Origin of the sequence: Aeromonas caviae (genome assembly GCF_000819785.1) — a bacterium.
Classification (GTDB): Bacteria; Pseudomonadota; Gammaproteobacteria; order Enterobacterales; family Aeromonadaceae; genus Aeromonas; species Aeromonas caviae.
Window position 1 is genome coordinate 77,955 of the sequence record NZ_CDBK01000088.1, and the last position, 26,510, is coordinate 104,464.

At 56.5% G+C, this 26,510-nt stretch carries 27 protein-coding genes; 17 read left to right on the plus strand and 10 right to left on the minus strand.

Translation table 11 applies throughout. The features are described from left to right. Window positions 1-16 precede the first annotated feature (16 nt). Together surA and lptD are read right to left on the minus strand one after the other, a co-directional pair. A complete protein-coding gene (gene surA, locus BN1120_RS15170; RefSeq protein ID WP_042016698.1) occupies window positions 17-1,309 on the minus strand; it encodes a peptidylprolyl isomerase SurA in 1,293 nt (430 codons plus the stop codon). Window positions 1,310-1,339: 30 nt separating this feature from the next. Further along, window positions 1,340-3,772, minus strand: coding sequence for an LPS assembly protein LptD (gene lptD, locus BN1120_RS15175; protein ID WP_039040025.1), 2,433 nt, complete (start codon window positions 3,770-3,772; stop codon window positions 1,340-1,342). 168 nt (window positions 3,773-3,940) lie between these two features. Between lptD and BN1120_RS21775 the strand changes: the two genes are divergently transcribed. The 3 genes from BN1120_RS21775 to BN1120_RS20930 all read left to right on the plus strand — a co-directional run bounded on the left by BN1120_RS21775 (window position 3,941) and on the right by BN1120_RS20930 (window position 5,869). Then, the gene (locus BN1120_RS21775; RefSeq protein ID WP_042016699.1) at window positions 3,941-4,501 is read left to right on the plus strand and encodes a helix-turn-helix domain-containing protein; all 561 of its coding nucleotides are present in this window, start codon (window positions 3,941-3,943) and stop codon (window positions 4,499-4,501) included. Between the two features lie 297 nt (window positions 4,502-4,798). Then, window positions 4,799-5,080, plus strand: coding sequence for a hypothetical protein (locus BN1120_RS15185; RefSeq protein ID WP_042016700.1), 282 nt, complete (start codon window positions 4,799-4,801; stop codon window positions 5,078-5,080). A gap of 363 nt (window positions 5,081-5,443) precedes the next feature. Then, window positions 5,444-5,869, plus strand: coding sequence for a hypothetical protein (locus BN1120_RS20930; RefSeq protein WP_080768055.1), 426 nt, complete (start codon window positions 5,444-5,446; stop codon window positions 5,867-5,869). A 70-nt stretch (window positions 5,870-5,939) separates the two neighbouring features. Here the strand turns inward: BN1120_RS20930 and BN1120_RS20935 are convergent, their stop codons facing one another. Further along, the gene (locus tag BN1120_RS20935; protein WP_080768056.1) at window positions 5,940-6,593 is read right to left on the minus strand and encodes a tetratricopeptide repeat protein; all 654 of its coding nucleotides are present in this window, start codon (window positions 6,591-6,593) and stop codon (window positions 5,940-5,942) included. A gap of 494 nt (window positions 6,594-7,087) precedes the next feature. On the opposite strand from BN1120_RS20935, the gene BN1120_RS15195 reads away from it, so the two are divergent. From BN1120_RS15195 to BN1120_RS15245, 11 genes are all read left to right on the plus strand, one after another. After that, window positions 7,088-7,300 carry an Hha/YmoA family nucleoid-associated regulatory protein gene (locus tag BN1120_RS15195; RefSeq protein ID WP_024946490.1) on the plus strand — a complete coding sequence of 71 codons (213 nt, stop codon included), beginning with the start codon at window positions 7,088-7,090 and terminating at the stop codon, window positions 7,298-7,300. 13 nt (window positions 7,301-7,313) lie between these two features. After that, the gene (locus tag BN1120_RS15200) at window positions 7,314-7,886 is read left to right on the plus strand and encodes a recombinase family protein (protein WP_017779893.1); all 573 of its coding nucleotides are present in this window, start codon (window positions 7,314-7,316) and stop codon (window positions 7,884-7,886) included. A 1,902-nt stretch (window positions 7,887-9,788) separates the two neighbouring features. Further along, a complete protein-coding gene (locus BN1120_RS15205) occupies window positions 9,789-10,559 on the plus strand; it encodes a hypothetical protein (RefSeq protein WP_042016702.1) in 771 nt (256 codons plus the stop codon). 493 nt (window positions 10,560-11,052) lie between these two features. Continuing rightward, entirely contained in the window at window positions 11,053-12,138 is a 1,086-nt protein-coding gene (locus BN1120_RS15210; protein WP_042016704.1) for a major capsid protein, read from the plus strand. Between the two features lie 205 nt (window positions 12,139-12,343). Continuing rightward, a complete protein-coding gene (locus tag BN1120_RS15215; RefSeq protein WP_042016706.1) occupies window positions 12,344-12,568 on the plus strand; it encodes a hypothetical protein in 225 nt (74 codons plus the stop codon). Then, window positions 12,568-13,152: a hypothetical protein gene (locus BN1120_RS15220; protein WP_042016708.1), complete on the plus strand. Its 585-nt coding sequence runs from the start codon at window positions 12,568-12,570 to the stop codon at window positions 13,150-13,152. The genes BN1120_RS15215 and BN1120_RS15220 overlap by 1 nt, the downstream gene beginning before the upstream one ends. Before the next feature lie 110 nt (window positions 13,153-13,262). Further along, the gene (locus BN1120_RS15225; protein WP_042016710.1) at window positions 13,263-13,766 is read left to right on the plus strand and encodes a hypothetical protein; all 504 of its coding nucleotides are present in this window, start codon (window positions 13,263-13,265) and stop codon (window positions 13,764-13,766) included. 57 nt (window positions 13,767-13,823) lie between these two features. Then, window positions 13,824-14,036 (plus strand): hypothetical protein, encoded by a 213-nt coding sequence (locus tag BN1120_RS15230; RefSeq protein ID WP_042016711.1) that lies wholly within the window; start codon window positions 13,824-13,826, stop codon window positions 14,034-14,036. Then, window positions 14,036-14,251 carry a hypothetical protein gene (locus tag BN1120_RS15235; RefSeq protein ID WP_042016712.1) on the plus strand — a complete coding sequence of 72 codons (216 nt, stop codon included), beginning with the start codon at window positions 14,036-14,038 and terminating at the stop codon, window positions 14,249-14,251. The genes BN1120_RS15230 and BN1120_RS15235 overlap by 1 nt, the downstream gene beginning before the upstream one ends. Further along, window positions 14,248-14,718: a ribonuclease H family protein gene (locus tag BN1120_RS15240; RefSeq protein WP_042016714.1), complete on the plus strand. Its 471-nt coding sequence runs from the start codon at window positions 14,248-14,250 to the stop codon at window positions 14,716-14,718. The genes BN1120_RS15235 and BN1120_RS15240 overlap by 4 nt, the downstream gene beginning before the upstream one ends. Before the next feature lie 271 nt (window positions 14,719-14,989). Beyond that, entirely contained in the window at window positions 14,990-15,715 is a 726-nt protein-coding gene (locus BN1120_RS15245; RefSeq protein ID WP_042016716.1) for a KilA-N domain-containing protein, read from the plus strand. Window positions 15,716-16,302: 587 nt separating this feature from the next. Here BN1120_RS15245 and BN1120_RS15250 read toward each other — a convergent pair. Continuing rightward, window positions 16,303-16,749 carry a hypothetical protein gene (locus tag BN1120_RS15250; protein WP_042016717.1) on the minus strand — a complete coding sequence of 149 codons (447 nt, stop codon included), beginning with the start codon at window positions 16,747-16,749 and terminating at the stop codon, window positions 16,303-16,305. Between the two features lie 388 nt (window positions 16,750-17,137). After that, window positions 17,138-18,436 carry a DUF6538 domain-containing protein gene (locus BN1120_RS15255; protein WP_052455417.1) on the minus strand — a complete coding sequence of 433 codons (1,299 nt, stop codon included), beginning with the start codon at window positions 18,434-18,436 and terminating at the stop codon, window positions 17,138-17,140. 216 nt (window positions 18,437-18,652) lie between these two features. Here BN1120_RS15255 and BN1120_RS15260 point away from each other — a divergent pair, with 216 nt between their 5' ends. Genes BN1120_RS15260 through djlA form a run of 3 tightly spaced genes read left to right on the plus strand, consistent with a single transcriptional unit; the run spans window position 18,653 to window position 21,172 of the window. Continuing rightward, window positions 18,653-19,663, plus strand: coding sequence for an aminoglycoside phosphotransferase family protein (locus tag BN1120_RS15260; protein ID WP_042016720.1), 1,011 nt, complete (start codon window positions 18,653-18,655; stop codon window positions 19,661-19,663). Continuing rightward, window positions 19,660-20,328: an N-acetylmuramate alpha-1-phosphate uridylyltransferase MurU gene (murU, locus tag BN1120_RS15265; protein WP_042016721.1), complete on the plus strand. Its 669-nt coding sequence runs from the start codon at window positions 19,660-19,662 to the stop codon at window positions 20,326-20,328. Before BN1120_RS15260 ends, murU begins: the two co-directional genes overlap by 4 nt. 19 nt (window positions 20,329-20,347) lie before the next feature. Then, entirely contained in the window at window positions 20,348-21,172 is an 825-nt protein-coding gene (gene djlA / locus BN1120_RS15270; protein ID WP_042016722.1) for a co-chaperone DjlA, read from the plus strand. A gap of 85 nt (window positions 21,173-21,257) precedes the next feature. On the opposite strand, the gene BN1120_RS15275 is transcribed toward djlA, so the two are convergent. The 5 genes from BN1120_RS15275 to xisR form a co-directional block, all read right to left on the minus strand. Then, on the minus strand, window positions 21,258-22,613 hold the full coding sequence (locus BN1120_RS15275; RefSeq protein WP_010673214.1) for an NCS2 family permease: 1,356 nt from the start codon (window positions 22,611-22,613) through the stop codon (window positions 21,258-21,260). A 255-nt stretch (window positions 22,614-22,868) separates the two neighbouring features. Beyond that, a complete protein-coding gene (locus BN1120_RS15280; RefSeq protein ID WP_042016723.1) occupies window positions 22,869-23,198 on the minus strand; it encodes a hypothetical protein in 330 nt (109 codons plus the stop codon). A 111-nt stretch (window positions 23,199-23,309) separates the two neighbouring features. After that, window positions 23,310-24,977 carry an energy-dependent translational throttle protein EttA gene (gene ettA / locus BN1120_RS15285; protein ID WP_039040030.1) on the minus strand — a complete coding sequence of 556 codons (1,668 nt, stop codon included), beginning with the start codon at window positions 24,975-24,977 and terminating at the stop codon, window positions 23,310-23,312. Between the two features lie 28 nt (window positions 24,978-25,005). Continuing rightward, entirely contained in the window at window positions 25,006-26,313 is a 1,308-nt protein-coding gene (locus BN1120_RS15290) for a site-specific integrase (RefSeq protein ID WP_052455418.1), read from the minus strand. After that, complete coding sequence (gene xisR / locus BN1120_RS15295) at window positions 26,289-26,498, minus strand: excisionase family protein (RefSeq protein ID WP_033130544.1); 210 nt, start codon at window positions 26,496-26,498, stop codon at window positions 26,289-26,291. Before xisR ends, BN1120_RS15290 begins: the two co-directional genes overlap by 25 nt. Between the last annotated feature and the right edge of the window lie 12 nt (window positions 26,499-26,510).

A 26,510-nucleotide genomic window follows, 5' to 3' on the forward strand; every position in this document is an offset into this window, starting at 1 on the left:
ATCTGCTTGTCGCCCATCAATTGGGTTCGATCTGGATGTAGGCTTCGTCGCGCAGCTCATCCAGCCAGGCCTGGGACTCTTCGGCGAAGCGGCGGTTGAAGATGAGCTGGTAGGCGCGTTGCTCCTGGGCCTTGCCGGTGGCGTCCTGGCTGCGGCGATCCTCGAGCTGCACGATGTGCCAGCCGTGGCTGGTGCGGAAGGGTTCGCTGATCTGGCCCGGTTGCAGGCGACCCAGCATGTCGCGGAATTCCGGCACATAGACGTTGGGATCAGACCAGCCCAGCTCGCCACCCTGCACCGCAGAGCCCGGATCCTCGGAGTATTTCTCTGCCATGCTGGCAAAGCTGGCCTTGCCGCTCTTGATGTCGTGCAGGATGCCGTCCAGGGTGCCCTTGGCCTTCTCCTCGCTCAGGATGATGGAGGGCTTGATCAGGATGTGGCGCGCCTTGACCTCGGTCTGCATCACCTGTTGCTGACCCTTGGTGTCGAAGATCTTGATGATGTGCAGACCGGCGCCGGAGCGCAGCGGGCCGACGATGTCACCCTTGACGGCCCCTTGCACGGCTTCCGCCATCAGGGTGGGCATCTCCTGCGGGCTCAACCAGCCCCAGTCACCCCCTTCCAGCGCCTTGGGACCGTTACTCTCGGCAATGGCCAGCTTGCGGAAGTCGGCACCCTCTTTCAGGGACGCCAGAATGCGCTCGATCTTGGCCTTGGCAGCGTTGAGCTGCTCGGCATTCGGGTTGTCCGGCAGCGCGACCTGGATATGACCGATATGATATGACGTCTGTTGCTGGCCCTGTTTGCTCAGGGCCTCGACCACCTGCTTGACCTCCTGATCGGAGATGTTGATGCGACGGCGGACCTGGCTGCGGCGCACCTCGTTCATCAGGATCTCACGGCGCACCTCCTCACGGTACTGGGCGTAGGTCAGGCCTTCCCGCTCCAGTTGGGCGCGCAGTTGCTCCAGGTTCATCTTGTTGTCGGCGGCGATGCTCTGAATGGCCTGTTCCAGCTGGGTGTCACTGATCTTGAGCCCCTGGCGCTCCGCCAGTTGCAGTTGCAGGCTCTCCTGGATCAGGCGATCCAGCGCCTGCTTGCGCAGGGTGACGTCATCGGGCAGGGACTGGCCGCTCTCCTGGGCGGAGGCCTTGACCTTTTGCACCAGGGCCTCCTGCTGACTGGCCAGCACCACATCCTTGTTGACCACGGCCAGCACCTTGTCCATCAGCTCGGGGGCGGCGAGGGCACCCTGGCTCATGACTCCGAACAGGCCTGCGGTCAGCAGGGAAATCAACGTCTTCTTCATATCCATCTCTCAAGGCGTTTGCCAGACCGGTTACTGGTCTCGCAGGTTAAACGGACGAATGTAAGGCAGTGCTTCGGTGTCCAGGGAGGTGCCCTTGGAGCCGGTACCCACGCTACCCAATCCTTTCATTTCAAATTGAATGCCGAGGCTGCGCTCGGACGTCGGGGTCAGGTTCACGTTGTCTGGCGTGTTGACCCATTCCAGGTTGAAGTTGATGCTCCAGCAGCAGGAGTCGTATTTCAGACCCACCTTGCGGTCCACTTTGACGTTCTGGTTGAGCTCCTGATAGTAGCCGCCATAAAGGTGCCAGCGATCGTCCAGCGGGGTGGTCAGCAGCAGGCCGATCTGGTTGAGATCCGTCACCTGGCCCTTGTGGTCCAGGTCGTAGTTGGCATCCCGTACGAAGCGGTGGTTCAACTGGCTGATCAACTTCTCGTGACGGTATTCCAGTGCGCTGTTGGCAGAGCTTATCTGGCGCTGTTCCATATCATATTGTGCCCCCGCATGGGCATACCACTGCTCGTTGATCTTGGCGTCACCCTCGAACGACAGCGGGGAGCGGGTATTGGTACTCAGCTCATCGCTGCTGTAAAGCTTGACCCTGGGCGCCACGAAGTCGAAGGCTTGGGCAACGGCCAACCGGATTCGTTCATCCCCGGCCGGATCATAAATGCGGGTGGTGACCCCCAAGGAGAGCCGGTTGGAGTCGCTGATGCGGTCCAGACCGGCGAAGCGGCGATCGCTGAAGAGGCTGTAGTAGTCCTGGCGCATGGTGGTGGAGTCATAGACACCGATGTTGTCCTGATCCTTGTAGGGCACATAGAGGTACTGGAATTCAGGCTCCAGGGTCTGGTTGGCACCCTCGCCAAACCACTGCTGATCCCGCTCGAAGGTCATGCCGCCTTTGAGACGGAACGAGGGCAGTACCCGGGTGATGGTCCCCTCTTCCAGGGTGACGTCGCCGCCCTCTCTCGGGGTGAAACGATTGGTGAAGGTGCTGCTCATCTGGTCAGGCACCGTCTGGTCGTAACGGGTGTACATCAGCTTGTACTGGCTGTCGAGGAAGTAACCCGCCTCGTCAACGAGGGGGATGGTCAGGGTGGGGGCCGTGTAGACCCGGGTGCCGGTGTAGGCTTCACCCTTGTTCTGCTCGATGGCCTGATCGTTGTTGTAGCCGAAGTTGGTCAGCTCGGTATTCCAGGCCAGATCGTACCAGCTGCCCTGCTGGTAGTAGTTGTGGTTGATGCGCGGCATCAGCTCGTGGGGCTGCTGGGCGCTGGCCAGCAGGATCTGGTAGGTCCGTACCTCGGCATCGAGGTTCCAGTTCTGCTGGTAGTAACCCGCCTTCAGGGATTGCTGCAACTGGTTGTCGACCTGAGTCCCCACCTTGGGGGTGAAATCGTTGAAGTAGTTGTAGTCCTGGTCCCGTACCTTGGTGTAGTCCACCGACACCCGCATGGCGTTGTCCATGAACATGGAGGTGTGGCGGGCACTGAGCAGGTAACGGTGACCATCAGAGAGATGCTGATTGAGGCTGGCCGTCTCGTCGTACTGCTTGTCGTCCGCCAGGTTCTCGAAGTAGAGGCTCCCCACGTGGGCCGGGTCCGGCATGTAGCGGAACTCGACCTGTTCCATCAGGCCCCGTCTGTCCATGAAGCGGGAGGTGATGGTGGCATCGTAGTTGGGGGCGATGTTCCAGTAGAACGGCTGGGTGATGTCCATACCGTTCTTGGAGCTTTGGGTATAGCCCGGGTAGAGCAGACCGGTCTTGCGCTCATCCTTGATGGGGAAGTTGATATAGGGGAAGTAGAAGACCGGATAGTCATAGAGCCAGAGGCTGGCGTTCCAGGCCTCCCCAAATACCTCGGACTGATCGATGTCGATGCTGCCGGCCTTCAGGGTCCAGGCCTCCTGGCCCGGTGGGCAGGTGGTGTACTGGGCCCCTTCCAGAGTGATGTTCTGGTTGTTGTTGGTCATGGTCACCTTTTCGGCGAAGCCGCGCACCGGTGAGCCATGGACCTGATACTTGCCCTCTTCCAGCTCGGAGTTCTTGGTGTCCAGGTTGGATTTCAGGGTTTTGTCGCTGGTGACCGTGATCTGGCCATCGTTGTAATAGATGTTGCCGATGGCGATGACATCCCGGCTCTTCTGGTCGAGCTGGGCATAGTCGGAGTCGAACTTGCGCACGCCCTGGCGCACCTTGACGTCACCCTCGTAGACGGCGGTACCGCCCTGCTTGGCCTCCAGGCGATCGGCATCCACCTCGACGGGCTGGGCATTGGCGTCCTGGTCCGCACTGGGCTTCTCTATCTTGGGAACATAGTCATAGCAGAGGCTGTCGAGGATCCCGGTAGCGGGTGGCGCATTGAGTGGCGCTGCCTGGGCCATGAGCGGGCTCAGGGCAGGAACAAGGCTGATGGTCAGGGCGATGGGACAGGAGTATCCCAGTGTCCATTTTGTCATGTGAAAGGCTCGCGCAATCCGTAGTAAAAACGGTGGATTCAGGGCATGCATTTTATGTCAGGATCCATCGAGTTGACATTGCATGTCGTAGTTCTGTTGGATTATCTATTTAAAATCAATTGCTTAGATGGCGCGTGTGGTTAGTTTCCATAGCACGAAAAGCACACCATGCAGCCGATAATCTTAACACACAGCGATCATGTTGTCGCTACTCTCGCCAAGCTCCCTTTGTCCACGTTTGGCACTGCCTATACCAAGGAAGTCGCTCTGGTTCTGGCCCGCCACATGAATAAGGCGAAAGGGTGGTCCGCTTGTCTCTACCTCCGAACAATCGCTAAAGCAGCCGGTTGCACGACTAGAACTGTCCGCAATGCCCTACGCCGTCTCGAAGCCCTTGGGTTTATCAAGACTGAACACCGGAAGCACGACCAGATCGACAACTGGAATCTCGCCAGCGTGTATCGCCTAGGATCTGCCCTGCGTTCACTCTTTAACCAATCTTTCCGCACCCCCAGCACCCAGCGTCCGGCTAAGTCTTCGACTTCTTTTAAACAGAAACAAAGTAACAAGGATCACTCCCGCTCTTCGTTGTCTGTGAGTAAGTTCGCCATGTTTGACCCCCAACGTATCGTAAGGACACCCGAGGAATGGGAGGCCAGTAAGCAGGCAGGGATGGAGCACAACAGGAGCGCACTTCAGAAACTCAAAGCGATGCTGGGAGGCCGATGATGAACGGACAGGCAAAACTGGTATGTGTGGAGCCAGGGCTAGGAATTGCTGAAGGCCAGGTATTCCCTGTGTTGGGAGAGAATGGGGGCGTGTGGGAGATACTGCTGGGCGGTGAGTACCGGAAGGTGCACAAGCGGTCGGGCCGTGTGCAGGGCTGGAAGACAGGCCCACGATTTGACCTAGTAGGGTGAGCAGTTCCCTAAGTAAGAGCCTGATTACAAAACAGATTCCCCCAAATTGAACCGACATCAAAACATAGTTATTTTTAGGCGCACGGGCCCATGTGGAGTAGCTAAAATGTACCAACTCAAAGTAATCAAAAAAAACAATGTAGTCCAAGAAACCTTCGAGATAGCCCTTGATACAGCTATTCGCCGCATTGAGAACGAGATAGAAGGCTTTCAGCTACGGGCCATAGTCAAAGGTGACACAGTAACTATTGAGAGTATTGACCCCAAAGAGCTAATCACAGCAAATCAGGAGGAGCTGATGCGCAAAATTGAGACCTGTTTCTGCTATAACGGCAGGTTACTATCTGAAGGTTTTGGCAGCATTGTATGGTTATCATACTGGTCTTAAAGATGTTTCAAATTAGAGCGATTGCAATGAAGAAGGCGCAGCTATTTAAGAATACGAACGGTTGAGAGGAAAGGAAAGATAGAGATGGCGGCATCCGAGAGGGCGAGGAAATGGCTCAGAGGTTCGTCAAGTCTACCCTATGGAGGAAATTAGCTGCCGAGAGTAAGGACTACGGAACAAACGATCTGCCCTTGTACAGGGTTGGAAGAGAGGCCCGGGGTTGAATCCCGCGACTTTCTGCTGAGGGCTGCTTTGCCGATAGTTGCCCACGCCAACGTGTTCACAGAACCTGTAATTGGTCGAATCTCAGGTAAATGATAGTATGCCCTCTTACGAAGTATGTTATTGCTTTAAGGATTGTTTATGAGATTTGCATCTATTTGTTGTGCAGCCCTACTTGGTCTCTCAACTCCTTACGCTATCGCTGACTGTTGGATTGTCACAAACATTAGCGGCTATGGCACTACAGCACATGACCGCTATGACTTCACCGAAGATAAAATAACCGATGGGGTCTTCCAAGTGGCTGTAGATGGCGACAACAGTAAAGTGACAAGCGTGGGCAAGAGCTTGAGTGGGGACGGGTTGGTTTATGTCGCGGTATCAAGCAATACCTTAATTGGGTTTTACCACGATACGAACCTAACAACCGTTGAAACTTGGTCAATTACCAATGATAAGAAAGTGCTCTATACCAAAGTCATAAACTCGCCGGATAATAGCTGGACTACTTCACGATCAATGGTTGGCGACGTAGTGGGACATTGCAATCCCGCACAAACAAACTAAATTCCACCAATCGTACTCCTCCAACGGAGAGATGTTAGTTAGAACCTGCATACATAAAGGAATGTATGTTCTATTGTAACTTGCTGAAATGTTCTTCAGACCAAGCCTGCACCTCTTTCACCTCCTCAGTAGACAAATGGAGAGCAGCCCTATCTCGGAACTCAATACTGGCTGAATTACCGTTAGCTGCGGATAAAGAAAACCATAAGTAGGCAAGCTTATTATCTTTGGGGACTCCTTTTCCTTGGGCGTACAAAGCTCCGAGTAGGAGCTGTGCTCCTGCATCGCCTTGCTCCGCTGCCTTACGAGTCCATACCTCTGCCTGTTTATAATTCTGTGGTACACCTTTCCCTTCAAAGTACAACACCCCGAGCGCTCCTTGTGCTTGCGGATTGTTCTGAAGAGCAGCCTTCCGTGCCCAAAACGCTGATTTTCTATAATCAGGCGGAACTGCTATGCCTTGATAGTAAAAGACACTAAGGGCTAGCTGTGCGTTAACTGCTCCTTGCTCCGCAGCTTCATTTAACCAATACTCGGCTTTCTTAAAATCTCGGCTTACCTTTATTCCTTCAGAATACAACCGACCAAGGGCTATTTGTGCATCAACATCTCCTAATGATGCGTACTGCCTTATGACTTCGACAGGCTTGTTCATCAAATCCCTTGCGTGGGCAGTGACAGCAGAAACAAAAAGGGCTAAAAACAGCAAAACCATTTTATGCATTTCTTAATCATCCGTAATGCTGAGAGCCACGCCATGTTACCACTGACAGCAACATTAGATGAACTTCACCATCTGTAGATTTGATGATCTCCGGTAAATTCTCAAAAAATTCTGAACGTCCTCTTCAGTAATTAGACACCCGTGAGTTCCCCCCGTACCCCCCCACAAGAACCAGCCACCAGACAGCCCTGCCGTCCTCTTTCTCTCACCGCCTGAGCGTCTGTCTGTCCCTCTCCTTCTCCATACCCCAAGCCATCCCATTGCTAACAAATAGGCGAGCCCCTGCGTCTTCCTATTGCCTCCTGCCGTGTCTCTCTGCCTGCCCCTGCGTCCCATTAGGTATACCCTAATGAACTTCTTTCACACGGGGCTATTGACTGTCTCATTTATGTTTCATAATCTAAGTCCCATCGGGCTAAGACCTTAATGTGACAGCGTGATACCGACAAGGACACACGTTGAAGCAATAGGAAGAAGATGAAGGAGATTTCCGCATGAATGACTTGGTTATCAGGCTTCGCCGATTCAAGGACAGGAAGTCACTGGATAGAGTCGCCCCAAGGATGCTTGATAAGGCTGCGGCTACGGGCCTCCAAGAGGAACTGAAGGTCATCGCAGCGATTGACCACCGGCAAGCAGAGATAGCTGCTGGAAAGCATTACGATGCGGGGAAAGTCCCTATGACAGCTTGGGCATTGGTGGATTGAGTTGGAGAGAGTGATGGGACAGGTTATCGGTTATGCGCGTGTGTCTTCTGTCGGTCAGTCGCTGGATGTTCAACTGGATAAGCTGACAAAAGCCGGTTGTGAGCGTGTGTACCAAGAGAAGGTATCAGGGACCAGCACAGATGGCCGTGAGCAACTAGCCGAACTCCTGCGGTATGTCCGAGAGGGGGACGATGTGGTGATCACCAAGCTGGACCGTCTGGGCCGTTCTCTCGCTGACCTGCTGGACATTACGGAACAACTGGAAGCCAAGGGCGTGACCCTGCGTGTACTGGACCAGAACCTAGAGACGACGACTGCCCAAGGGAAGCTGATGTTCACCATGCTGGGCGCCTTTGCTGAGTTCGAGACGGCTCTACGCAAGGAGCGTCAGATGGAAGGGATCGCCAAAGCTAAGGCTGCGGGGAAGTACACAGGCAGGCCCAAGAGTATCGACGAGGATGCAATCAAGGCGACCCTGTTGGAAGGCGGTAAGTCTCTGCGGGAAATTGCTACGCTTCATGGCGTCAGCCGAGCGACTGTCCATCGCCTATCAACAAGGATGCGAGAGGATGGGGAGCTGAGTTGATCGAGTGTGTCTATCGGTTGACCCTGGGACCATCAAAAGGACCGATCACTGGGACTGTCCCAAAGAAAATTAGAGAAAGCTAATTTACCCTGACCAATAGAAAGAACTGATCGAGTAACCCACTTTGATCGGATCTTTCAATCGACCCCCGAGGCTGTTCACTGCGACACCTTGGGGGTTTGTCGTTTGGGAGGCGCTGGGGCCGACTCTGGGCTTGTTCGTCTGAGTGCCCCTGTTTGTTATCCGTGAGTCTGTCCCGACGACCATCATGGTGTTTTCGGAAAATCGGGAATCTCGAAAAACCGAAAGAGCACCCCGACGAGTATCCCGGAGACACTACCGAGACACCTTCCAGGGGCCTCCAGATCAGGGACAAATGAGGCTATCTGAATTTTCCCTGACCATTGAATGAAATGAAAGACCGGTCCCCTCTCTCTCCTTCCCTCCGCCCGTCTCTAAGACTATCTACAAGACATCTACTAGATACCCTAGATACTATCTCTCTATACATTACTAACTACAGGTATCTTTAAGACTACCCACCGACTACCCGAGGACGCCTCAATGGCTGTCCTGTTGTCGCTTCCTCAAGGCTTCCCCCCTGACCATCCCTAGGACAACCGAGTGACGACTTCAGGACAGATAGCTAGTAAGGATGATCAATCGACAGTATCCGTAGGTTGAACATAGTGAGTTCCTTATGAAGCTCTAAGGGATGACCTGTTGCAAAACCCTGAATCAGGAGAATGCAACACCCAGCGACTGACCCGAGGGGTCCAGAAATGTTCCCATAGCAAATCTGGACCACACCCAGCGACTGACCTTGGGACTGTCCGAAAATGCCCCGAGGGCAAATCTGGACACCTCCCCAGCGTCTCCCTCCACTCTCCCCTTTATTGCCTATCAACACTGTCCATCCAAGCAAGGGCAGGAGAGGGAGTTATCTATAAGTAATCTGTAGGTACTTATCCTGTAGCCCCTATGCACAGGGAAATCCGGAAGGGGGTCTGGAGGGGGCTCAAAATCCCAATTTGGGGAAATGTGCCCCCCGAGGTCTGTCTTGGTGAGTGGCGAAAATGGTGGCGTAACAAATCCGCCAGTACCCCGAGGTCCGCCTTGCGATACGCCGAAAATGCCCTTGGGGCAAATCCGGCGTAGTCCCGAGGTCTATCCTTGCGTTTCCGGAAATGGGATCAGCCCAAAACCGGAAGAGGTCCCGAGGTCCATCCTTGCGTTTCCGGAAATGCCCTCGCGGCAAAAAAGGAAGAGGACCCGAGGACGACCGCGAAATGTCCCAACGGCATTTGGCGGTGCCCGAGGACGACCTGAAGCCGTACTGGTAAAAAATCCTGAATCAGGAAAAATTACCACCCCCGAGTCCTCCATCTCCGCCGTCCCGATGGCATCCACTGAAGACCGCTCCGAAACCCGCGAGGACGCCCGTTCCTGAAGATGCTCTGGTCGGAAATCGGGAATCCCGAAAACCGACCACCCTCGAGGACGACCTGAAGACGCACCACTTAGAAAAATGCCCTTGGGACAAATTTCTAAGTCAGACCCGAGGACGGCCTGAAGATGCACTGGTTGAAAATGCGGATTCCGTAAAATCAACCACCCCCGAGGTCAGTCCCTCTGTTGTCCCGAGGATGGCCCTGCGTTTGCCTTACCGAAAATGTTAGCGCAACAAATCCGGTAGCCCCATGTGACCCTGAGCGAAAATGGCCCGAGGGCAAAACCGCTCACCCCAGCGTATGTCTGCGCGAAAATGGCCCAAGGACAAATCTGCGCACACCAAGAGTTGATGACACTGCCTTTATGGGTGTCATCAAGTATTGCGTCGCACATGCCACTTTGGTTTAATTTAAAACAATAGATGTCACAACCATAAGGAGAAGTCATCAAATGACCAAAAAGCAATCACGTCTTCTGCCCGCTGGCACTGTGCTCACCACCGAGGGGAAAGACAAGATCCTGACCGGAAAGCTCCAGCGCGACATCGTGTGGTTCCTATCCGATAACTGGCAGCCCTCGATGAAAGACTTGCTCGATTTCATGCGCCGAGTACACGGGACGCCACGCCAGAACGTATACCGTACAGTGAAAGCCCTTGAGGAAAAAGGAGTGTTGCTGACAGTGCAAGGTGCGAAAGGATCGACGGAGATTTACCACGCCATTGAGGTCAGCGACGACGGGAGCTTTGTAGTACATGAAGAGGTAGAAGAAAGCTTCAGGCCCGAGAGCAAGGCCCCAGGTGGTGCCGTCGTAAGTAACCTTGATTTCGTGGCGGCAATCCGGAAAGCCTTCGACGAAAAGAACCCTTCAGCGGTATTCAAGACGCTGAAAAAGGCACGAAGCGATTCTGGCCGCTGGTTCATCGTGTCGTTTAACAAGCCGTCGCTCTTCACACTCGCAGCAAATGCCTTCCACCGTCGCGTCGATCTTCTAGGGCTGTTGATCGCCATGGAAATCAGCGGCATCTATGACTTGGTGGAGCAGGCAGCCCGTGGCGCTTGGCAGCCATTCTTCGACACCCTGAAGAAGAACAAGGTGATCAGCTACCACGACCTACCAGAAGGCCGTGTGATGGCCTGGGACGCCCGTCGCTGGGCAGTCTATAGCGCCCGTGTGATGCAGCAGCGGGAAGCGATCATTCATTCCTGGGCGACCGAGTGATTAACAGAGGGGCCCGAAAAGAGAGCTTGTCTTTTGGGGACCACCAGCGTCAGACCCGAGGATGTCCTTGCTAACTACTCCAAAAATCGGGATTCCCGAGAAATGGAGTACCCAGTGCCACCCAGCCGAAAATGCCCTCGGGGCAAAAATCGGCACCTTCTGCATCCCCAGCCCGAAAATGCGGATTCCGTAAAATCGGGCACCCTCTCTCTCCCCCTGTCCGTAAATCGGGAATCCCGAAATCCGGTAGCCCCGCCCCCAGCGTCCCCCTGTAAGGAAATGCGGAATCCGCAGAATCGTACACCCTCTCGATCCCCTCTCGCCTCCCTCCGGATTTCCCTGACCTAAGAACGTAGGAAGACGCTCAAAAGTGCGCAATTCAAGGACCAGCCCGTGGGGAAACCTGCGGGCTCCCTTTTTCTACGTCCTGACTCCCTTTCCCTTTTTCTCTTTGGCCGAAGGGCCATCCACCTATCAACAAGGAAAAACAACTATGTCTGCTTACGGCACTTTCCCGACTTTTCAAAACGTAACCCATCTAGGTCAGAACAACGGTCAAGGCGATACCCGAGCCCTCTTCATGAAGCTGTTCGCTGGTGAAGTCCTGACGATGTTCCGCAATCAATGCGTCTCCTTGGGCACCACCCGAGTGATGACCCTGAAGGGCGGCAAAGCATTCGATTTCCCTGTACTTGGCATGAGCCACAATGCGAAGTACCACAAGCCCGGCGAACTGATCCGAGCTGGCGGCATCAAGAACGTCCTGCGCACTGTCACCGTCGATGACGTCGCCGTGGCTGCTGTGTTCGTGGCAGAACAAGACGAAGACCTGAGCAGCTTTGAGGTTCGATCTCACTATGCCCGTGAGCTGGCCTATGAGCTGTCGAACATGATCGACAAGAACGTCTTCCGGACCATCGCAAACGCTGCCTTCATTACCAACAAAGAGCTGGCTATCGCTCGCTTCGGTGAGAACGGCGTACTGGAGGACGAGACCTTCACCGACAACATTACCCTGCGAGCAACCGATGCGGCAGGCCGTCCGATGACCCGTGGTCAGCAAATCGTGGACGCCATCTTCCGTGCCCGTACCGAGTTCCGTAAGGCAAGCGTCCCAGGTATCCCTGTGTGTGTCCTGAAGCCGGACGACTACGAGGCCCTGACCAATGCAGCAGGCGACCTTGGCAACATGGCATGGCTGGATAAACGCTTCTTGGGTCAGACTGGCGAGGACAAGTCCAACGGTAACGCTGACACCGGCCTTCGCATTGCCGGTATGAAGATCTTCGAGTCCAACAACCTGCCGGACCAAGACGAAAGCAACGGACTGATCGGCTCACCGGAACCCCTGAGCGTGGAAGAAGGTGGCTCTGGCCGTACCGCTGCGTACCGTGGGAACTTCTCCAAGCTGCTGGGCTTGGTCTACACGAAGGACTGCGCGGCTACCGTGAAGGTACGCGACATTGCGACCAAGTGGGTCCCCGAGCCCCTGCGCGTCGGTAACACCGTGCTGGCTAAGATGTTCGTCGGTCACAACATCCTGCGTCCGGCCTGTGCGGTCGCTCTGCTGGAAGCGTAAGGGGATTTCCCTGACCAAAGGATGGAGAGAGGTTCCTGTCAGGGTCCTCTCTTCCTCTGCTGCCTTACTCGAAACCGATGGTCATGGTTGTGTTTCCTTAGACCCCCATGCGTAGCTCCTGTGTTCTTCACGGGGGCTGCCCTTGGGGGTTCTTTTTTGAATAACGTTACTCTGACCTATTACTTCCCAACTTCAAGGAGACCTTATGTCTACTCAAACTCAACACCCGAATCTGCAACGAAAGAAGCCGCAAGCCCGTACCACTGCAATCCTGTGGGAAGACGTTATCCCGAAGGCTGACGCTCTGACCCTCCACTTCTCCAAACAGGCAGGCTTTGCCCTGACCCGCACCCAGATGCTCAACGCACTGGTTAACCGCGAGTTCGACAAGCTGCGCTCTCAAGGTGAACTGGCTGGGGAGGTGCAGTGATGGACTACCAGACCGCCGACTACGGCTTCAGCGTGGAGACCTGCGACCTGCCCTCCTACTCCAGCGGCGTGAACGACCAAGGGGAAGCCCTCTATGAACTGGATGGGATCGAAATGACCAAGGCACAGGCCGAGGACTTCAAGGACTACTTCTTCGACGACGAGGACGATCACGCGCTCTCCCAGGACAACGACACCGAGTCCCTACCGGACGCCATTCTTTCAGGCTTGAACGCTGTGAATGACGCGCTGGGAGGCGGTGGAGTCGCTGAGTTCTACGCTGACGAGCTGCTGGGTCTAGGCGAAAGCCGAATGGACTCTGTGGTCTCTTCTTCCGGTATGAGTCGGGAGGAAATCCAGTCCCATGCAACAGCGGTAATGATCGACATGGCCGCACAGGTAGGAATGCCCAGCGACTACCTGATGAACGAGCTTCAGAACGACATCAACCGCGTCCGCTCGTTTAACTCCCAGTCTGGCTTGAAGCTGCTGCGAGAGGCTATCGCTGACGGTATCGCTGGGGAATACGACTCCGCGATGACCAAATGGGATCGCCTGCGTCGCGCCCTGCAATCCGTCAAATAACCCACTTTCTCTAACCCCTAGTTACCCCATACCACAGCCATCCGGAAAGCCTCTGCGGCCTTCTGGAGGGGCCACTGTGCCCGTCTCAACACACACATAAGGAAACCGACATGAACAAAATCACCATTGCTGACCTGTCCGAAGAACTGCTGGACGTAATCAACGGCCAACGCGCCCTTATCAACGAACTGGCCGAACGTGCAGGGCTGACCTCTGCGCAAGTCCAAACGATTCAGATGGACGCCTCCCAACGACACCAGCGAGCCAAAGTGGCAGCAGCAAAGGCCAAGGCCAACCGTGAAGCCTACGAAGAAGACTCCCGCCAGATGGCCGCTTGGGTCTACGCCACCCGCTTCGACTTCAACAATGCGAAGGAATGGGGCAAAGCAGCAGCGACCGAGTGGCTGGTTATCTGTGACCGTAGCGGCTCCGAGCATGGCCGTGATCACACCTTTAAGTACCACGAGCCGACCCAAGACGAACTGCTGGAAGCCCTGAAGGATCTGGGGCGGTGGAGTCGTGCGACTGAAGAACACAACAAGGACCGCCGCGAACATGCCCAGCGGACCCTTCCGAAGGTCAAGGCCAAGCTGGCCGCCCTGCTGACCGCTTAATGCAACCCACAGGGGAGGCCCAGCGTCTCCCCTGCTCTACCGAAGGAACCTATCAACATGACCGCTAATGAAACCTTTCTTGTCCATCCCAGCGACTTCGTGAAGCGCCTTCAAGCCTTCGCCACTCTGAGCCTTGGCCGCCGTCCGTCTACTGGTCAGGTGCAGAACGCAATCAACCGGTACGTCATGCAATCCCACGGGACAGACCAAGAGTCGATGCTTGCGCTTGTCCGTGAGCTGTTCCCGACAGCCGAACAGGAGGCCGCCTGATGATCACCAAACGCAAGATCACCATTGAGGACTGGAGCCACATACGCAAAGCCAAAGTCCGTCATGCCCTCTTCTGCGTGGCCTATCGGAGGCTCCAAGGGGACAGTTTCAGGACTGCCTGTCGGACTACCGCAAAGCGTCTGAAGCTCCATGAACCGACCCTGCGTCTTCTCGCAAGGCGTTACATCAAGACCACCGGAGACAACACCAAATGACCCAACCGTACACCTACACACTCGCCACTGATGGCGCTTGCAACACCAACCACACCAAAGCGTCAGTCCGTGTGGCTGGCTGGGGCTTCCTTGCTGTCCGTAGCGATGGCCGCAAAGTTGAACGCTGCGGCTACTGCGTGGGCGCTGGGGAGTCCAACCAGACCGGAGAACTGGAAGCAGTCATTCAAGGGCTGTCACTCCTTAAACCTGGCTCTGTCGTCGAGGTCCTGACGGACTCCGCCTATGTGATCAATGGGGCGACCCAGTGGTTAGCCGGATGGAAGGCGAAGGGCTGGAAGAGGGCCGACAACAAGCCAGTCCAGAACAGGGACCGCTGGGAACAGTTGGATGACCTGCTGAACACCCGCCAAGTGACCTTCAAGAAAGTGAAGGGACACAGCGGCCACCCGATGAACGAACGAGCGGATCAACTGGCCGTGACCGGTATGAATCGCGCTGGAATGTAAAACCGATCAACACACTCAACTATGTGCACTCCTACGTGAAATTTCAGGAAGAGACAGGGGGATTGACCCCGAGATTTCACGCAGCGATGCCTCCCCAAGGTCACTTCTCCCTGACCTAAGCAATACATCCGGTCACTCCCCGACCGTCAATCAACCAATTGCGTCTTTATGTCGTGCTTCTTCTGCTGCTCCAGCTTGCCTATGGGTTAAGCGATTGGGGGCTTGCTGGAGGGGGAACGGCATGAGAGGCACAACATAAGGAACCCATTCAATGAAACAAGTCGAATCTATCTCCCTGCACTTCATGGGCAACACGGTGACCGTCAACCAGAAGGACGGCTTGTTCTGTCTCAACGACCTGCACCGTGCGTACACTGGTGGTATGAGCCGTAAACAGAAGCCGCACGACTGGTGCAAAGGGATTCTTAATGGCGAGAAAAGTCGCCATTACAATTTGACCACCTTCAAGGGCAAGCACGGCGGCACCTATGCGAATGAGCAAGGGGTCTATGCCTACGCTTCATGGCTAGACGATGATTTCCACAACGCTGTCCTCCAGACCTTCTCCTCTGCTGCCCGTGGTGATGCTGAAGGGGCTGTGAAGATCGCTCAATCCTCTGTCACTCTGACATGGCGTGAAACCCTTCGTGAAGGCAATAAGGCTTTCTGTCACGCTATCTACACTGCACAAAAAGAAGGGAACGTGAAAGGCAACCTGAACCACGTCATGGCTAACATACAGTCTCTTGTCTGCAAGGCAGTGACTGGTCTGGACGGTACGGCATTCAAGAAGCGCTATGGTATGTCCGCGCGTGACTTCTTGGTGTCTCAAGATGATGGCAAGCGGCTTGGAGTGATGGCCCGCATTGAAGGCAAGGTGGAAGCGCTGCTGGAAGCGGGGATGGACTACATGATGATCAAAACAGCCCTTGCTAAAGATGTTATGAAGGCAATCGAAAGCTGGAAGTATGATGATCTTACTGTAAGCAATGGATGATGAGTGGCCAATGCAAGCGATTAGTGTTAATCAGCATGATTAACTCATTCTCGATGAGTGAACCGCGAAGATGATTACTCCATTGAATTTTGTCACTCAAGCTATTCATGAGAAAAAGGGAACCTTGCGGTTCCCTCTTCATCATTACTTGCCGCCGATCTTAAACCGGAAACATTCTGCCGTCTTAGGGTATACATACTCACCACTGCGCCAATGCTTGAAGCGCTTGCAGTAGACGTAGCCATCTTCTACGTAAGGGTATGTTTTATCGCTCATTGTAGCATTCCTCATGTCCAGAACTACTCATAGAACACCACAAGCAAAGCTGATGGTTTCTACATTGGCACACAGGGTTAGTTGCGACTTTGTCGAACTTAAACCTGTTTTTTAAAGCACCTGCGTTCAGCATCTTTGCCTCCCATAATGCAGGTGAACCAATTGAGTAGGATTGATTTCCAGGCGTTGACGGCATACTATCCAAGTCGAAAGTAACTGTGGGTTGTAGCCACTCCAGCATTGCAGTGCTGGTCAACGTGGTTCAATCTTACTCTCCTCAGAAGGCACCCCAACGGGTGCCTTTTGTCTTTCTAGAGCTCCTCTTCTTCCGAATCGACGAGGTCTAGCTGAAAGGTCAAGCAACCATCTTTGAACTCAATCAAATCATCTTTGTGCAGATACTTGACTCGACAGAACTGCTTGCGCGCTACCTTGCTCTCTTGAGTTAAGAAATCAGGCAATCCAGGGCGAAAAGAAAGTCGAATGATTGCAGGAGATGCCTCACTCTTCTTCGACTGCTGGCTCAAAGTAACGCAGCCTGGCTTATCCGATTTCTGAATGCGACAAACAGTGTTATCGCTGGCAAAGAGAATTTGTACTTTGTCCTGATACTGGAAGTTGCACTGCCCCATCACTTCGCTACTAATTCTAAAGAGCAACTCATTTTTCTTTGTCTTGAAGCTGTGGGTGATGCTGACCGGCTCAGATGTCGATTTGCCAGTTGTTGTCACGGCCTTAAATTTTAGGTTGTCGAACATAGGGCCTCCCTCTGTTGAGCTATGTGTACAATCCTACCCCCACTCAACAGGAAGATCAACACCGATCATTGCTTTGAAATCCAAAATCACGAAAATGTTTTTTAATTTGCGTTTTACAAACCAGTTTTTCCATTTTAAAAAAATAAGCGCAACTCATTACAACCAAAGACTCACCCCATCTCTCATCTCATGTTGCGATTAGCAACGTAATCACTTTTATTAAAAAATGAGTCAGTGATCATTGGCACATGCAAATTGGATAGCCTTCAGTCATTGGATAAGCGCGCTGGCGCCGGCAACATCATGTATTGGAGCGTTAACGACAAAGCCCCCTTGGCGGACTTCAGGACTGCCTGGGGTTCACCGAGGGGGCTTTTTATCGAGGTGGTTACTTATCGAACAACTTGAGGAACTGGGACATGTTTTCCTCTGCCAGCATCTTCTCGACAGCTTCAAGCTGATGGGCATAGTTGTAGCCGGAAGAGTAGAGCCCGTAGGACAACGTTAAGCCTTGCTTGCTGTGCCCGACGATCTGTGAGGTCATTCCCTCTTGTATCCCTGCGTTTTGGTAGGCGGTGATCGCCATTCCACGGAAGCTATGGAAGCACTGTCGCTTCTCTCGCTCGCCCGTTATCTTCCCTTTGAAAACACTGAATTTCGAAGACCACCCTGAAGGCGACGTTTTGCCGTGCCGGTCTAGCCATAGGCCGGAGCAGACGTGCCCTTTAAGCTCTTCCCAAAGGTATCGCGGCAGAGGGATCCCACGGACAGCATTGGCCGTCTTACCGTCTTTTATCCGTATGAGCGTAATGTTGCCCTTCACCTCGAAGTCTTCTGGAGTAAGAGAGACCAGCTCTCCAATACGGCATCCCGTCACCAGTCCGAACTTTATAAGCTGGTGCAAGGGGAGGGAGGCGGTCTCAGCCATGACCTTGAGCTGTTCGAAGGTAAATGGCTTGTACTTCTGTGGGGCTATTCCAGACTTGAAACGAGCGGCAATGAATGGGTTCGTCCCATCCACTTCTTTGTGCAGATAGCACCACTCCCAGCAGGAGGACAAGGCAGAGCGGTAGCCCTTGCGTGTCCAGTCGCTTTTCTCTGTGCTGATCGCCTGGAGCCACCTTGTGACGTCGCGAGGCTCGATCTGGGACAGATCAATGTCCTTCACCTTCAAGATGCTCAGAAGGCTTTTTGCTCCCTGACGTGCTTTGCTGATAACCGCCTTGTTGACGGAGTGGCTGTGCTCATTGGCAAACCCATCGACTGCTTCGAGCAGGGTCATTGCATAGTCTTGGGCGAGTGAGCTGTCACCGTGCAAGGCCACCCTGATTGCGTCGGCCTTCACGAGGTCCCCTGATGCGACTGCTGCTTCCACGTCATACGCATGGAAGAGGTGTTCGTCGTCATCATTAGGGCTGCTGTAGCGGTTGCTTTCTTCGACGGCTGCACGGATCTCGGCAAGGAGGTGATTGAAGCGGTGGCGGCGAGGTGCTGCCCTGACACGCTCTAGCAGCTCATTGAACTCTGCCACGATTGCATCACGCATTCGGCGGGCTTGCTGCAGGTCGCTGGTTTCGAGGGTTTTGGTGTAGATGGCACGACCACCGAAGAAGGGGTGATCCCTTAGTTCGGCGGGGACATTCCAGTGGAGGTAATAGCGTCGGCGGCGAAGTTGGAGATGTTTCATCATGTGATCCCTATGTGTTATCTTAGGGTCAGTAAAAATGACCCAATCCATAGCACACTTCGCATCACAAGCTATTGATTTATAGGGGATTCAACAACTTACCTACCGGCTGATTTGACATTGCATGTCATTGCTTTATGTTAGCCGGCAATGATAAAGCATTATTGCGGCCAGGGCTAACAGCCAAGTGCTGCTTTCCAATTTGGTTCCCGACTCATGCACGATCGCGCTTCCCTGCTTTTGCAATGGGCTCGCCGGATTTCCGGTGACGCCAACCTCTCGTTGACGCTTATTTCCGGTGACGCCAGTTTCCGCCGCTACTTCCGGGGCGGCGGTCTGGTGTGGGTGGATGCTAATCCGAAAACCGAAAAAAATCATGAATTCGTTCGCAATGCGGCCGCCCTGCACGATGCGGGGCTGCTGGCCCCCGAGGTAAAGGGGGTCGACTACGAGCAGGGATTGCTGGCGGTGACGGATCTGGGGGATACCCAGCTTATCGGCTGCCTGAACGAAGAGAGCGTACTGGCCTGGTATGGCAAGGCCATCGCCCTGCTGCCAAGGCTCGGCGCCGTGGCGCTCGAGCTCGAGCCCTTCGATGAGGCCTTCATGGCCCGGGAAAATGCCATCTTCCCCGAGTGGTTGCTGGGACATCACCTGCAACTGGCCCTGAGCGATGAAGAGCAGCAGTTGCTGGCGGAGACCTTCGCCTGCCTCACGGCGAGCAACCTGGCCCAGCCACAAGGAGTGATGCACCGGGACTTCCACAGCCGCAACCTGATGGTGTGCGGCGGGACGAACCCGAAGGAGAGCGACCTCGCCCTTATCGACTTCCAGGACATGGTCATCGGGCCGCTGAGCTATGACCTGGTCTCCCTGCTCAAAGATTGCTACGTGCGCTGGCCGGACGCGGTGATCGAGCAGGGCATGCGACTTGGCTTCGACACCCTGCAAGGGGCCGGTCTGCTCGGCAATCTGGACTATGCCGCGTTTCGTCGCGCAGCCGATCTCACCGGCATGCAGCGCCACCTCAAGGCGGCGGGGATCTTCACCCGCCTCTATCACCGCGATGGCAAGGCCGGCTACCTCAAGGACATTCCCCGTACCCTGGGCTACGTCGTTGATGTCTGTCGCAGCCATGGCGCCGCCTATCCGGTGCTGGCCCGCTTCGGCCAGTGGCTGGAGCAGGTGGTGCTGCCCGGATTGGCGCGCACCGGGGTGACACCATGAAGGCGATGATCCTGGCCGCCGGGCGCGGCGAGCGGATGCGTCCGCTCACCGATCTGCTGCCCAAGCCGCTGCTGGCGGCGGGGGGCAAGCCGCTCATCGTGCACCATATCGAAAAACTCAAGGCAGCCGGCGTGACCACACTTGTCATCAACCACGCCTGGCTCGGACACAAGCTGGTGGCGGCCCTCGGCGATGGCAGTGCACTCGGGGTCTCCATCCACTGGTCGGCCGAAGAGAGCGCGCTCGAGACCGCCGGCGGCATCGTGCAGGCGCTGCCCCTGCTGGGCTGCGAACCCTTTCTGGTGATCAACGGCGATACCTGGCTCGACCTGGATTATCGCGCTCTGGTGAACCAGCCGCTTGGGGAGGATCTCGCCCACCTCTGGCTGGTGCCCAACCCTCCCCAGCATCCGCAAGGGGACTTCTCCCTGCAAGCGGGTCGGGTGCTGGACACCCCGGCCCTCACCTTCAGCGGCGTCGGCCTCTATCAGCCCGCCGCCTTTGCCGGCTTGCCCTGCGGGGCGCGCAAGCTGGCCCCCCTGCTGCGCGACTGGATGGCGCAGGGACGGGTGGGTGGCAGCCTGCTGGCAGGCGAGTGGCGCGACATCGGCACAGTGGATCGGCTGCGCGAGCTGGACGAGCAACTGCTCGCCGGCACCCATTAACATCACGAGGTCTTGAACCATGCGTATTTGGGGCAAGGTGCTTGGCACCTTCTTCGGTTTTCTGCTCGGCAACATCTTCGGTGCCCTGCTGGGCCTGTGGATCGGCCATCGCTTCGATCGGGGCATGGGGATCCGCGGGGCCTTCCAGCGGGCGCCCAGCCAGCAGCAGCAGGCCGTCTTCTTCCATGCCACCTTCGCCGTCATGGGCCACATCGCCAAGGCGAGCGGCCAGGTCACCGAGCATGAAATACGGGTCGCGTCCAACCTGATGGACAGGATGCGGCTGGCCGGAGAGCAGCGAGTACGGGCCCAGGAGTCATTCCGCCAGGGCAAGGAGAGTGACTTCCCCCTGCGCGAGACCCTGGCGGAGTTTCGCCAGGCGAGCCTGGGGCAGCGTGACATCCTACGCTTCTTCCTCGAGGTCCAGCTGCAGGCCGCCTTCGCCGACGGTCAGGTGGAGGCGAACGAGCGGGCCATCCTGCAAACCATCGCCGACGAGCTGGGGTTCAGTCGCATCGAGCTTGCCCGCATTCTGGCCATGGCCGAGGCCCAGATGAACTTCTTCCACCGCCAGCAACAGCAGGGCAGTGGCCAGGGGCAGCAATACCGCCAGGAGCCCCCCTCCCGGGATCGCCTCAAGGATGCCTATCAGTTGCTCGGGGTGAGCGAGAGCGACAGCGATCAGGAGATCAAGCGCGCCTATCGCAAGGAGATGAGCAAGCATCACCCTGACAAGCTGGCCGCCAAGGGATTGCCCCCCGAGATGATGGAGATGGCCAAAGAGAAGACCCAGGAGATCCAGCAGGCGTGGGAGTGGATCCGCGAGGCCCGCGGCATTCGCTGAGCCCTGTACCCGCCATAAAAAAATGCCCGTCGATGACGGGCATTTTTGTTTTCAGAGTCTGGTTTTTCTTTTCATGGAAGAAAAATCAGTGGGCATCGACCCAGACAAACTTGAGGACGAAGAGCAGGGCCACCACCAGCACGCAGGGGTTGATCTCGCGCCAGCGGCCGGTGCCCGCCTTCATCACGCAGTAGGAGATGAAGCCCACGGCGATCCCCTCGGTGATGGAGAAGCTGAACGGCATCATCACCGCGGTCATGAAGGCCGGCACCGCTTCGGTCAGGTCTTCCCACTTCACCCGGGTCAGCTCGGAGCACATCAGCACGCCCACGTAGATGAGGGCCCCCGCTGCGGCATATGCCGGCACCATGGCGGCGACCGGAGAGAAGAAGATGGCCAGCAGGAACAGGATGCCCACCACGATGGCGGTCAGACCGGTGCGACCGCCGACGGCGACGCCGGAGCTGCTCTCGATGTAGGCCGTCACGGACGAGGTCCCCATGAAGGCGCCGCCGACGGAGCTGACGCTATCCACCACCAGGGCCTGCTTCATGCGCGGGAAGTGCCCCTTGTCATCGGCCAGCTTGGCGCGGTTGGTCACGCCGATCAGGGTGCCGGAAGAGTCGAACAGGTTGACCAGCATGAAGGAGAAGATGATCCCGGCGAGGCTGATGTCCAGCGATCCCATCAGATCCAGCTGGCCGAAGACCGGGGCAATGCTCGGCGGCACGGAGACGAAGCCCTTGAAGGTGACGTCGCCAAATAGCCAGCCCAGGGTGGTGGTCACCACGATGGCGATGAGCACGGCGGAGTGGACGCCGCGGGCGGAGAAGATGCAGATGAGGAAGAAGCCGAGCAGCCCCAGCAGGCAGGGCAGGGAGGTGAGGTTGCCCACGGTCACCATGGTGGCGGGGCTCGCGACCACGATGCCGGCATTGTGCAGGCCGAGCAGGGCGATGAGCAGACCGATGCCGGCGGTGATGCCGACCCGAAGTGTCAGGGGAATGTTGGCGATGAGCCAGTAGCGTACCCGCAGCAGGGTCAGGATCAGCAGGCCCAGCGCACCCCAGAAGATGGTGCCCATGCCCACTTGCCAGGAGTAGCCCATGCCGGCCACCACCACGAAGGCGAAGAAGGCGTTGAGGCCCATGGCGGGAGCCAGGGCGATGGGCAGGTTCGCCAGCAGACCCATCAGGATGCTGCCGACACCGGCGATGAGGCAGGTGGTAACGAACACGGCCTGGGTGTCCATGCCTGCAGCAGAGAGGATCTGCGGGTTGACGAAGACGATGTAGACCATGGTCAGGAAGGTGGTGATGCCGGCGATCACCTCGGTGCGGGCCGTGGTGCCATGACCGCGCAGGGCAAACAGGCGCTCGAGCAATCCCTGCCCGGCAGCCGGGCTGGCGGTCTGCCCGGTAGCGTGATGTGGTTGATTCATGTTGGATTCCAATGGGTGACGTGAAATAGGCAGCAGGAGGCCCGGCCCATCCATGCGGGGCTACGGACCCTGATTCTGGCGGTGAAGTGACCAGACTCGTCCTGATACCGTGACAGCGCGCACATTTTCACACAGGCGGCCAGGTTTACAAACCCCGGATGTGCGAGGCGGATCAATGAATAGAGTAAAAATTCAAACGTTTTCCCTCGGAGGCAGGAAAAAGGGGACCAATAGAGCCCCGTTTCCACATCGGGATCAACGGTTTTTCTGGTAGCGTTCGATAAGCTGGCTCAGCACGGCATCGCTCTGCTCCAGCAAGGGAGCGAGGGCCAACCCCATGCGTTGTAGCAGCAGGGTGGCCTGGGTTTCGCTCAAGGGACGGCCATCGAGGAAGTAGGCCTGCTCGGCCAGTTGCTTGTCATGGCGGGGCAGCAGCACCCAGTGCACCCGTTGGGGTTCGATGGCGGCGAGGATCCGGTTGGCGGCCGCGCAGAAGGTATCGATGTGCTGCTTGCCATCCGGCCCCAGACAGCCGGGTTCGAGCCGGATCTGGATGGTGAGTCTGGTGGTGGAGGCTTGGGTCATGGGTCGCTATCGCTGGGGTAGAGGTGGAGATTGTAAGTCAGAAGAGGCAAAAAAGGGGAGCCCCGGCTCCCCTTGTGACGTCATGCCTGGCGGCGCGGCTGTTGCCTCGCCTTACTTGGCAATGCGCTTGTACTTGGCGCGGCGCGGCTGGATAGCCTCGGCACCGTAAGTCTTCTTCTTCCACTCTTCGTATTCGGTGAAGTTGCCTTCAAAGAATTCGATCTTGCCCTCGTCCTGGTAGTCCAGGATGTGGGTGGCGATGCGGTCGAGGAACCAGCGGTCGTGGGAGATGACCATGGCGCAACCCGGGAACTCCAGCAAGGCGTTCTCGAGGGCGCGCAGGGTTTCGATGTCCAGATCGTTGGTCGGTTCATCCAGCAGCAGCACGTTGCCGCCGGTCTGCAGCAGCTTGGCCAGATGCAGACGGCCACGTTCACCACCGGAGAGCTCGCCGACCCGCTTCTGCTGGTCGGAACCCTTGAAGTTGAAGCGGCCGATGTAGGCGCGGCTCGGGAACTCGTAGTTGCCGATGCGCAGGATGTCCTGGCCGTCGGCGACTTCCTCGAACACCGTCTTCTTGTCGTTCATCTGGTCGCGGAACTGATCCACGGAAGCCAGCACCACGGTGTCACCCAGGGTGATGGAACCGGAATCCGGCTGCTCCTGACCCGACATCATGCGGAACAGGGTCGATTTACCGGCACCGTTCGGACCGATGATGCCGACGATGGCACCCTTCGGAATGGAGAAGGAGAGATCGTCGATCAGCTGGCGGTCGCCATAGGACTTGCAGAGGTTGGCCACCTCCACCACCTTGTCGCCCAGGCGCGGTCCGGGCGGAATGAACAGCTCGTTGGTCTCGTTGCGCTTCTGGTAGTCGTTGGTGTTGAGCTCTTCGAAGCGAGCCATACGAGCCTTGGATTTGGCCTGACGGCCTTTCGGGTTCTGACGGACCCACTCCAGTTCCTTCTCGATGGACTTGCGACGGGCGGCTTCGGAACTCGCTTCCTGGGCCAGACGGGCATCTTTTTGCTCCAGCCAGGAGGAGTAGTTGCCCTCCCAGGGGATGCCTTCGCCGCGGTCCAGCTCCAGGATCCAGCCCGCCACGTTGTCGAGGAAGTAGCGGTCGTGGGTGATGGCCACGACGGTGCCTTCGTAGTCGTGCAGGAAGCGCTCCAGCCAGGCCACGGATTCCGCATCCAGGTGGTTGGTCGGTTCGTCCAGCAGCAGCATGTCCGGCTTTTCCAGCAGCAGACGGCACAGGGCCACGCGGCGGCGCTCACCACCGGAGAGGTGCTTGATCTGGGCATCCCAGGCCGGCAGGCGCAGGGCGTCGGCCGCGCGCTCCAGCTGGTTTTCCATGTTGTGGCCGCCCTGGGCGGCGATGATGGCTTCCAGCTCGCCCTGTTCGCGGGCCAGCTTGTCAAAATCCGCATCCGGGTCGGCGTAGGCTGCATAGACCTCGTCGAGGCGCGCCATGGCGCGTTTGACGTCGCCGACCGCCTCTTCGACCGCTTCGCGTACGGTCTGCTCCGGATCCAGCTTCGGCTCCTGGGGCAGGTAGCCGATCTTGATGCCGGGCTGCGGACGGGCTTCCCCTTCGATCTCGGTGTCGATGCCCGCCATGATGCGCAGCAGGGTCGATTTCCCGGCGCCGTTCAGACCCAGCACGCCTATCTTGGCCCCCGGGAAGAAGGAGAGGGAGATGTTCTTGAGAATATGACGCTTGGGCGGCACGACCTTGCCAACCCTGTTCATGGTGTAAATAAATTGAGCCATTGGCTAATTCTCTTTAATTTACAGGTTGTTATTGTGTTGCTTTGAAATCTTGGGGCTGTATTGGGGCCAAATCTGAAAAGTTGGCTCCAAGCCTGCCCCAAACCCTGTCCGCTTCGTCGCGGTCTTGTTCGGGGATCCATTTGCCATAGACTGTTCGCACCATGGTGCTGTCCTCGTGCCCAAGGTAAGACGCAACCCATTCAGGGTTTGCGCCAGCGGTCAGCATCCAGCAAGCAAATGTATGGCGCATATGGTATTGGGTTCGGCGGCGAATGCCAGCCCTCTTTATCAACCTGTCCCATTTGTCACCCAAGGTGAAGGCCGTGTAGCAGATGCTGAGCCCGGGTGTCTTGCTGGTTACATCGGGGCTGAACACGAACGTGACCTTTTCATCTACCTGCCGGCGGTCCCGCAGCGTCTTCTTGATGTAGTGGGATTGGCGCATGGCTGTCATTGGCCGCATGCGTCTTAGTGCCTCAATTGCCGGTGGGAGGAGCACAATCGTTCGCTCATGACCTGTCTTCGGCACCTTGAAGTTGCGGGCCTGGGTGATGTTGCGGCGGATCTGCAATTCCCCGCGCTCCAGGTCAACATCCTCCCATGCCAAGGAGCAGAGCTCCCCAGTACGCATGCCTGTCCAGCAGGCGAGCTGGACCCACATTGCGTCCATGTCGTGCCTGGCAGACTCCTGCAGGCGACGAAACTCATCTTGATCAAATGGGTCTGGTTTATCCCGGATCACTTCCACCTTGGTCAGCACTGAAGAAAGGTCCTGATGGGTGTAGCCGTTCTGCTTGGCGAAGTTGAACAGCCCAGCGGCGACCATCATGTAGTAGTTGACCGATCTCGGAGCCAAGGGCTTGCTGGTTCTGTTACGCGGCTCGGTCATCAGGTACCGGCGCCATTGCTGCAGGTCTTCGGTCCGGAAGGTGCTGACGACCCGGGTGTGGTCCAGGTCAGATGCCAGCATCCCCAGGATTGAGCGATATCGGCCACGGGCGTTATCGCCTATGTCCACATCCTTGATCTTCAGGTAGTGCTCTACCAGGTCGCCCAGAGAGATGTCCCGGCTTGCGGTCGTGCCGGCGAACCGGTGGGCGTTCTTACTGTCTGGGAAGTGTTTGGCGTAGTCGAAGACACCGATGGCGATTTCATGCAGGATAGCCTCCCGCTTGCGGGAGGCGTGCTTGATGTTGGCTTTGGTGGCCGGCATGTTGAGCGTTTCCCGGCATCGCTTGCCGTGGAATCGGAAGTCGATGCGAAGACTCTTGCCGTGCAGTTCGACACCTGGTGTTTCAGCAACGATGTCGATCAGTTCTTGGTTCCGGTCAGCCAATCCTCATATCTCCGCCAGTGATAGACATACTTCCCATCCGGGGCCAACTTGTAGTGGACCCCCTCTATAAGCTGGCCCTTCTTCCGCTTCTCGCTGATGGCCTTCTCAGTGTACCCGAACATCTCTCCCAAAACTCGAGGCAGAACCCAGCTGGGGCGTTCCATCACAACCACTTTCTGATGCATATTCATGTCTCC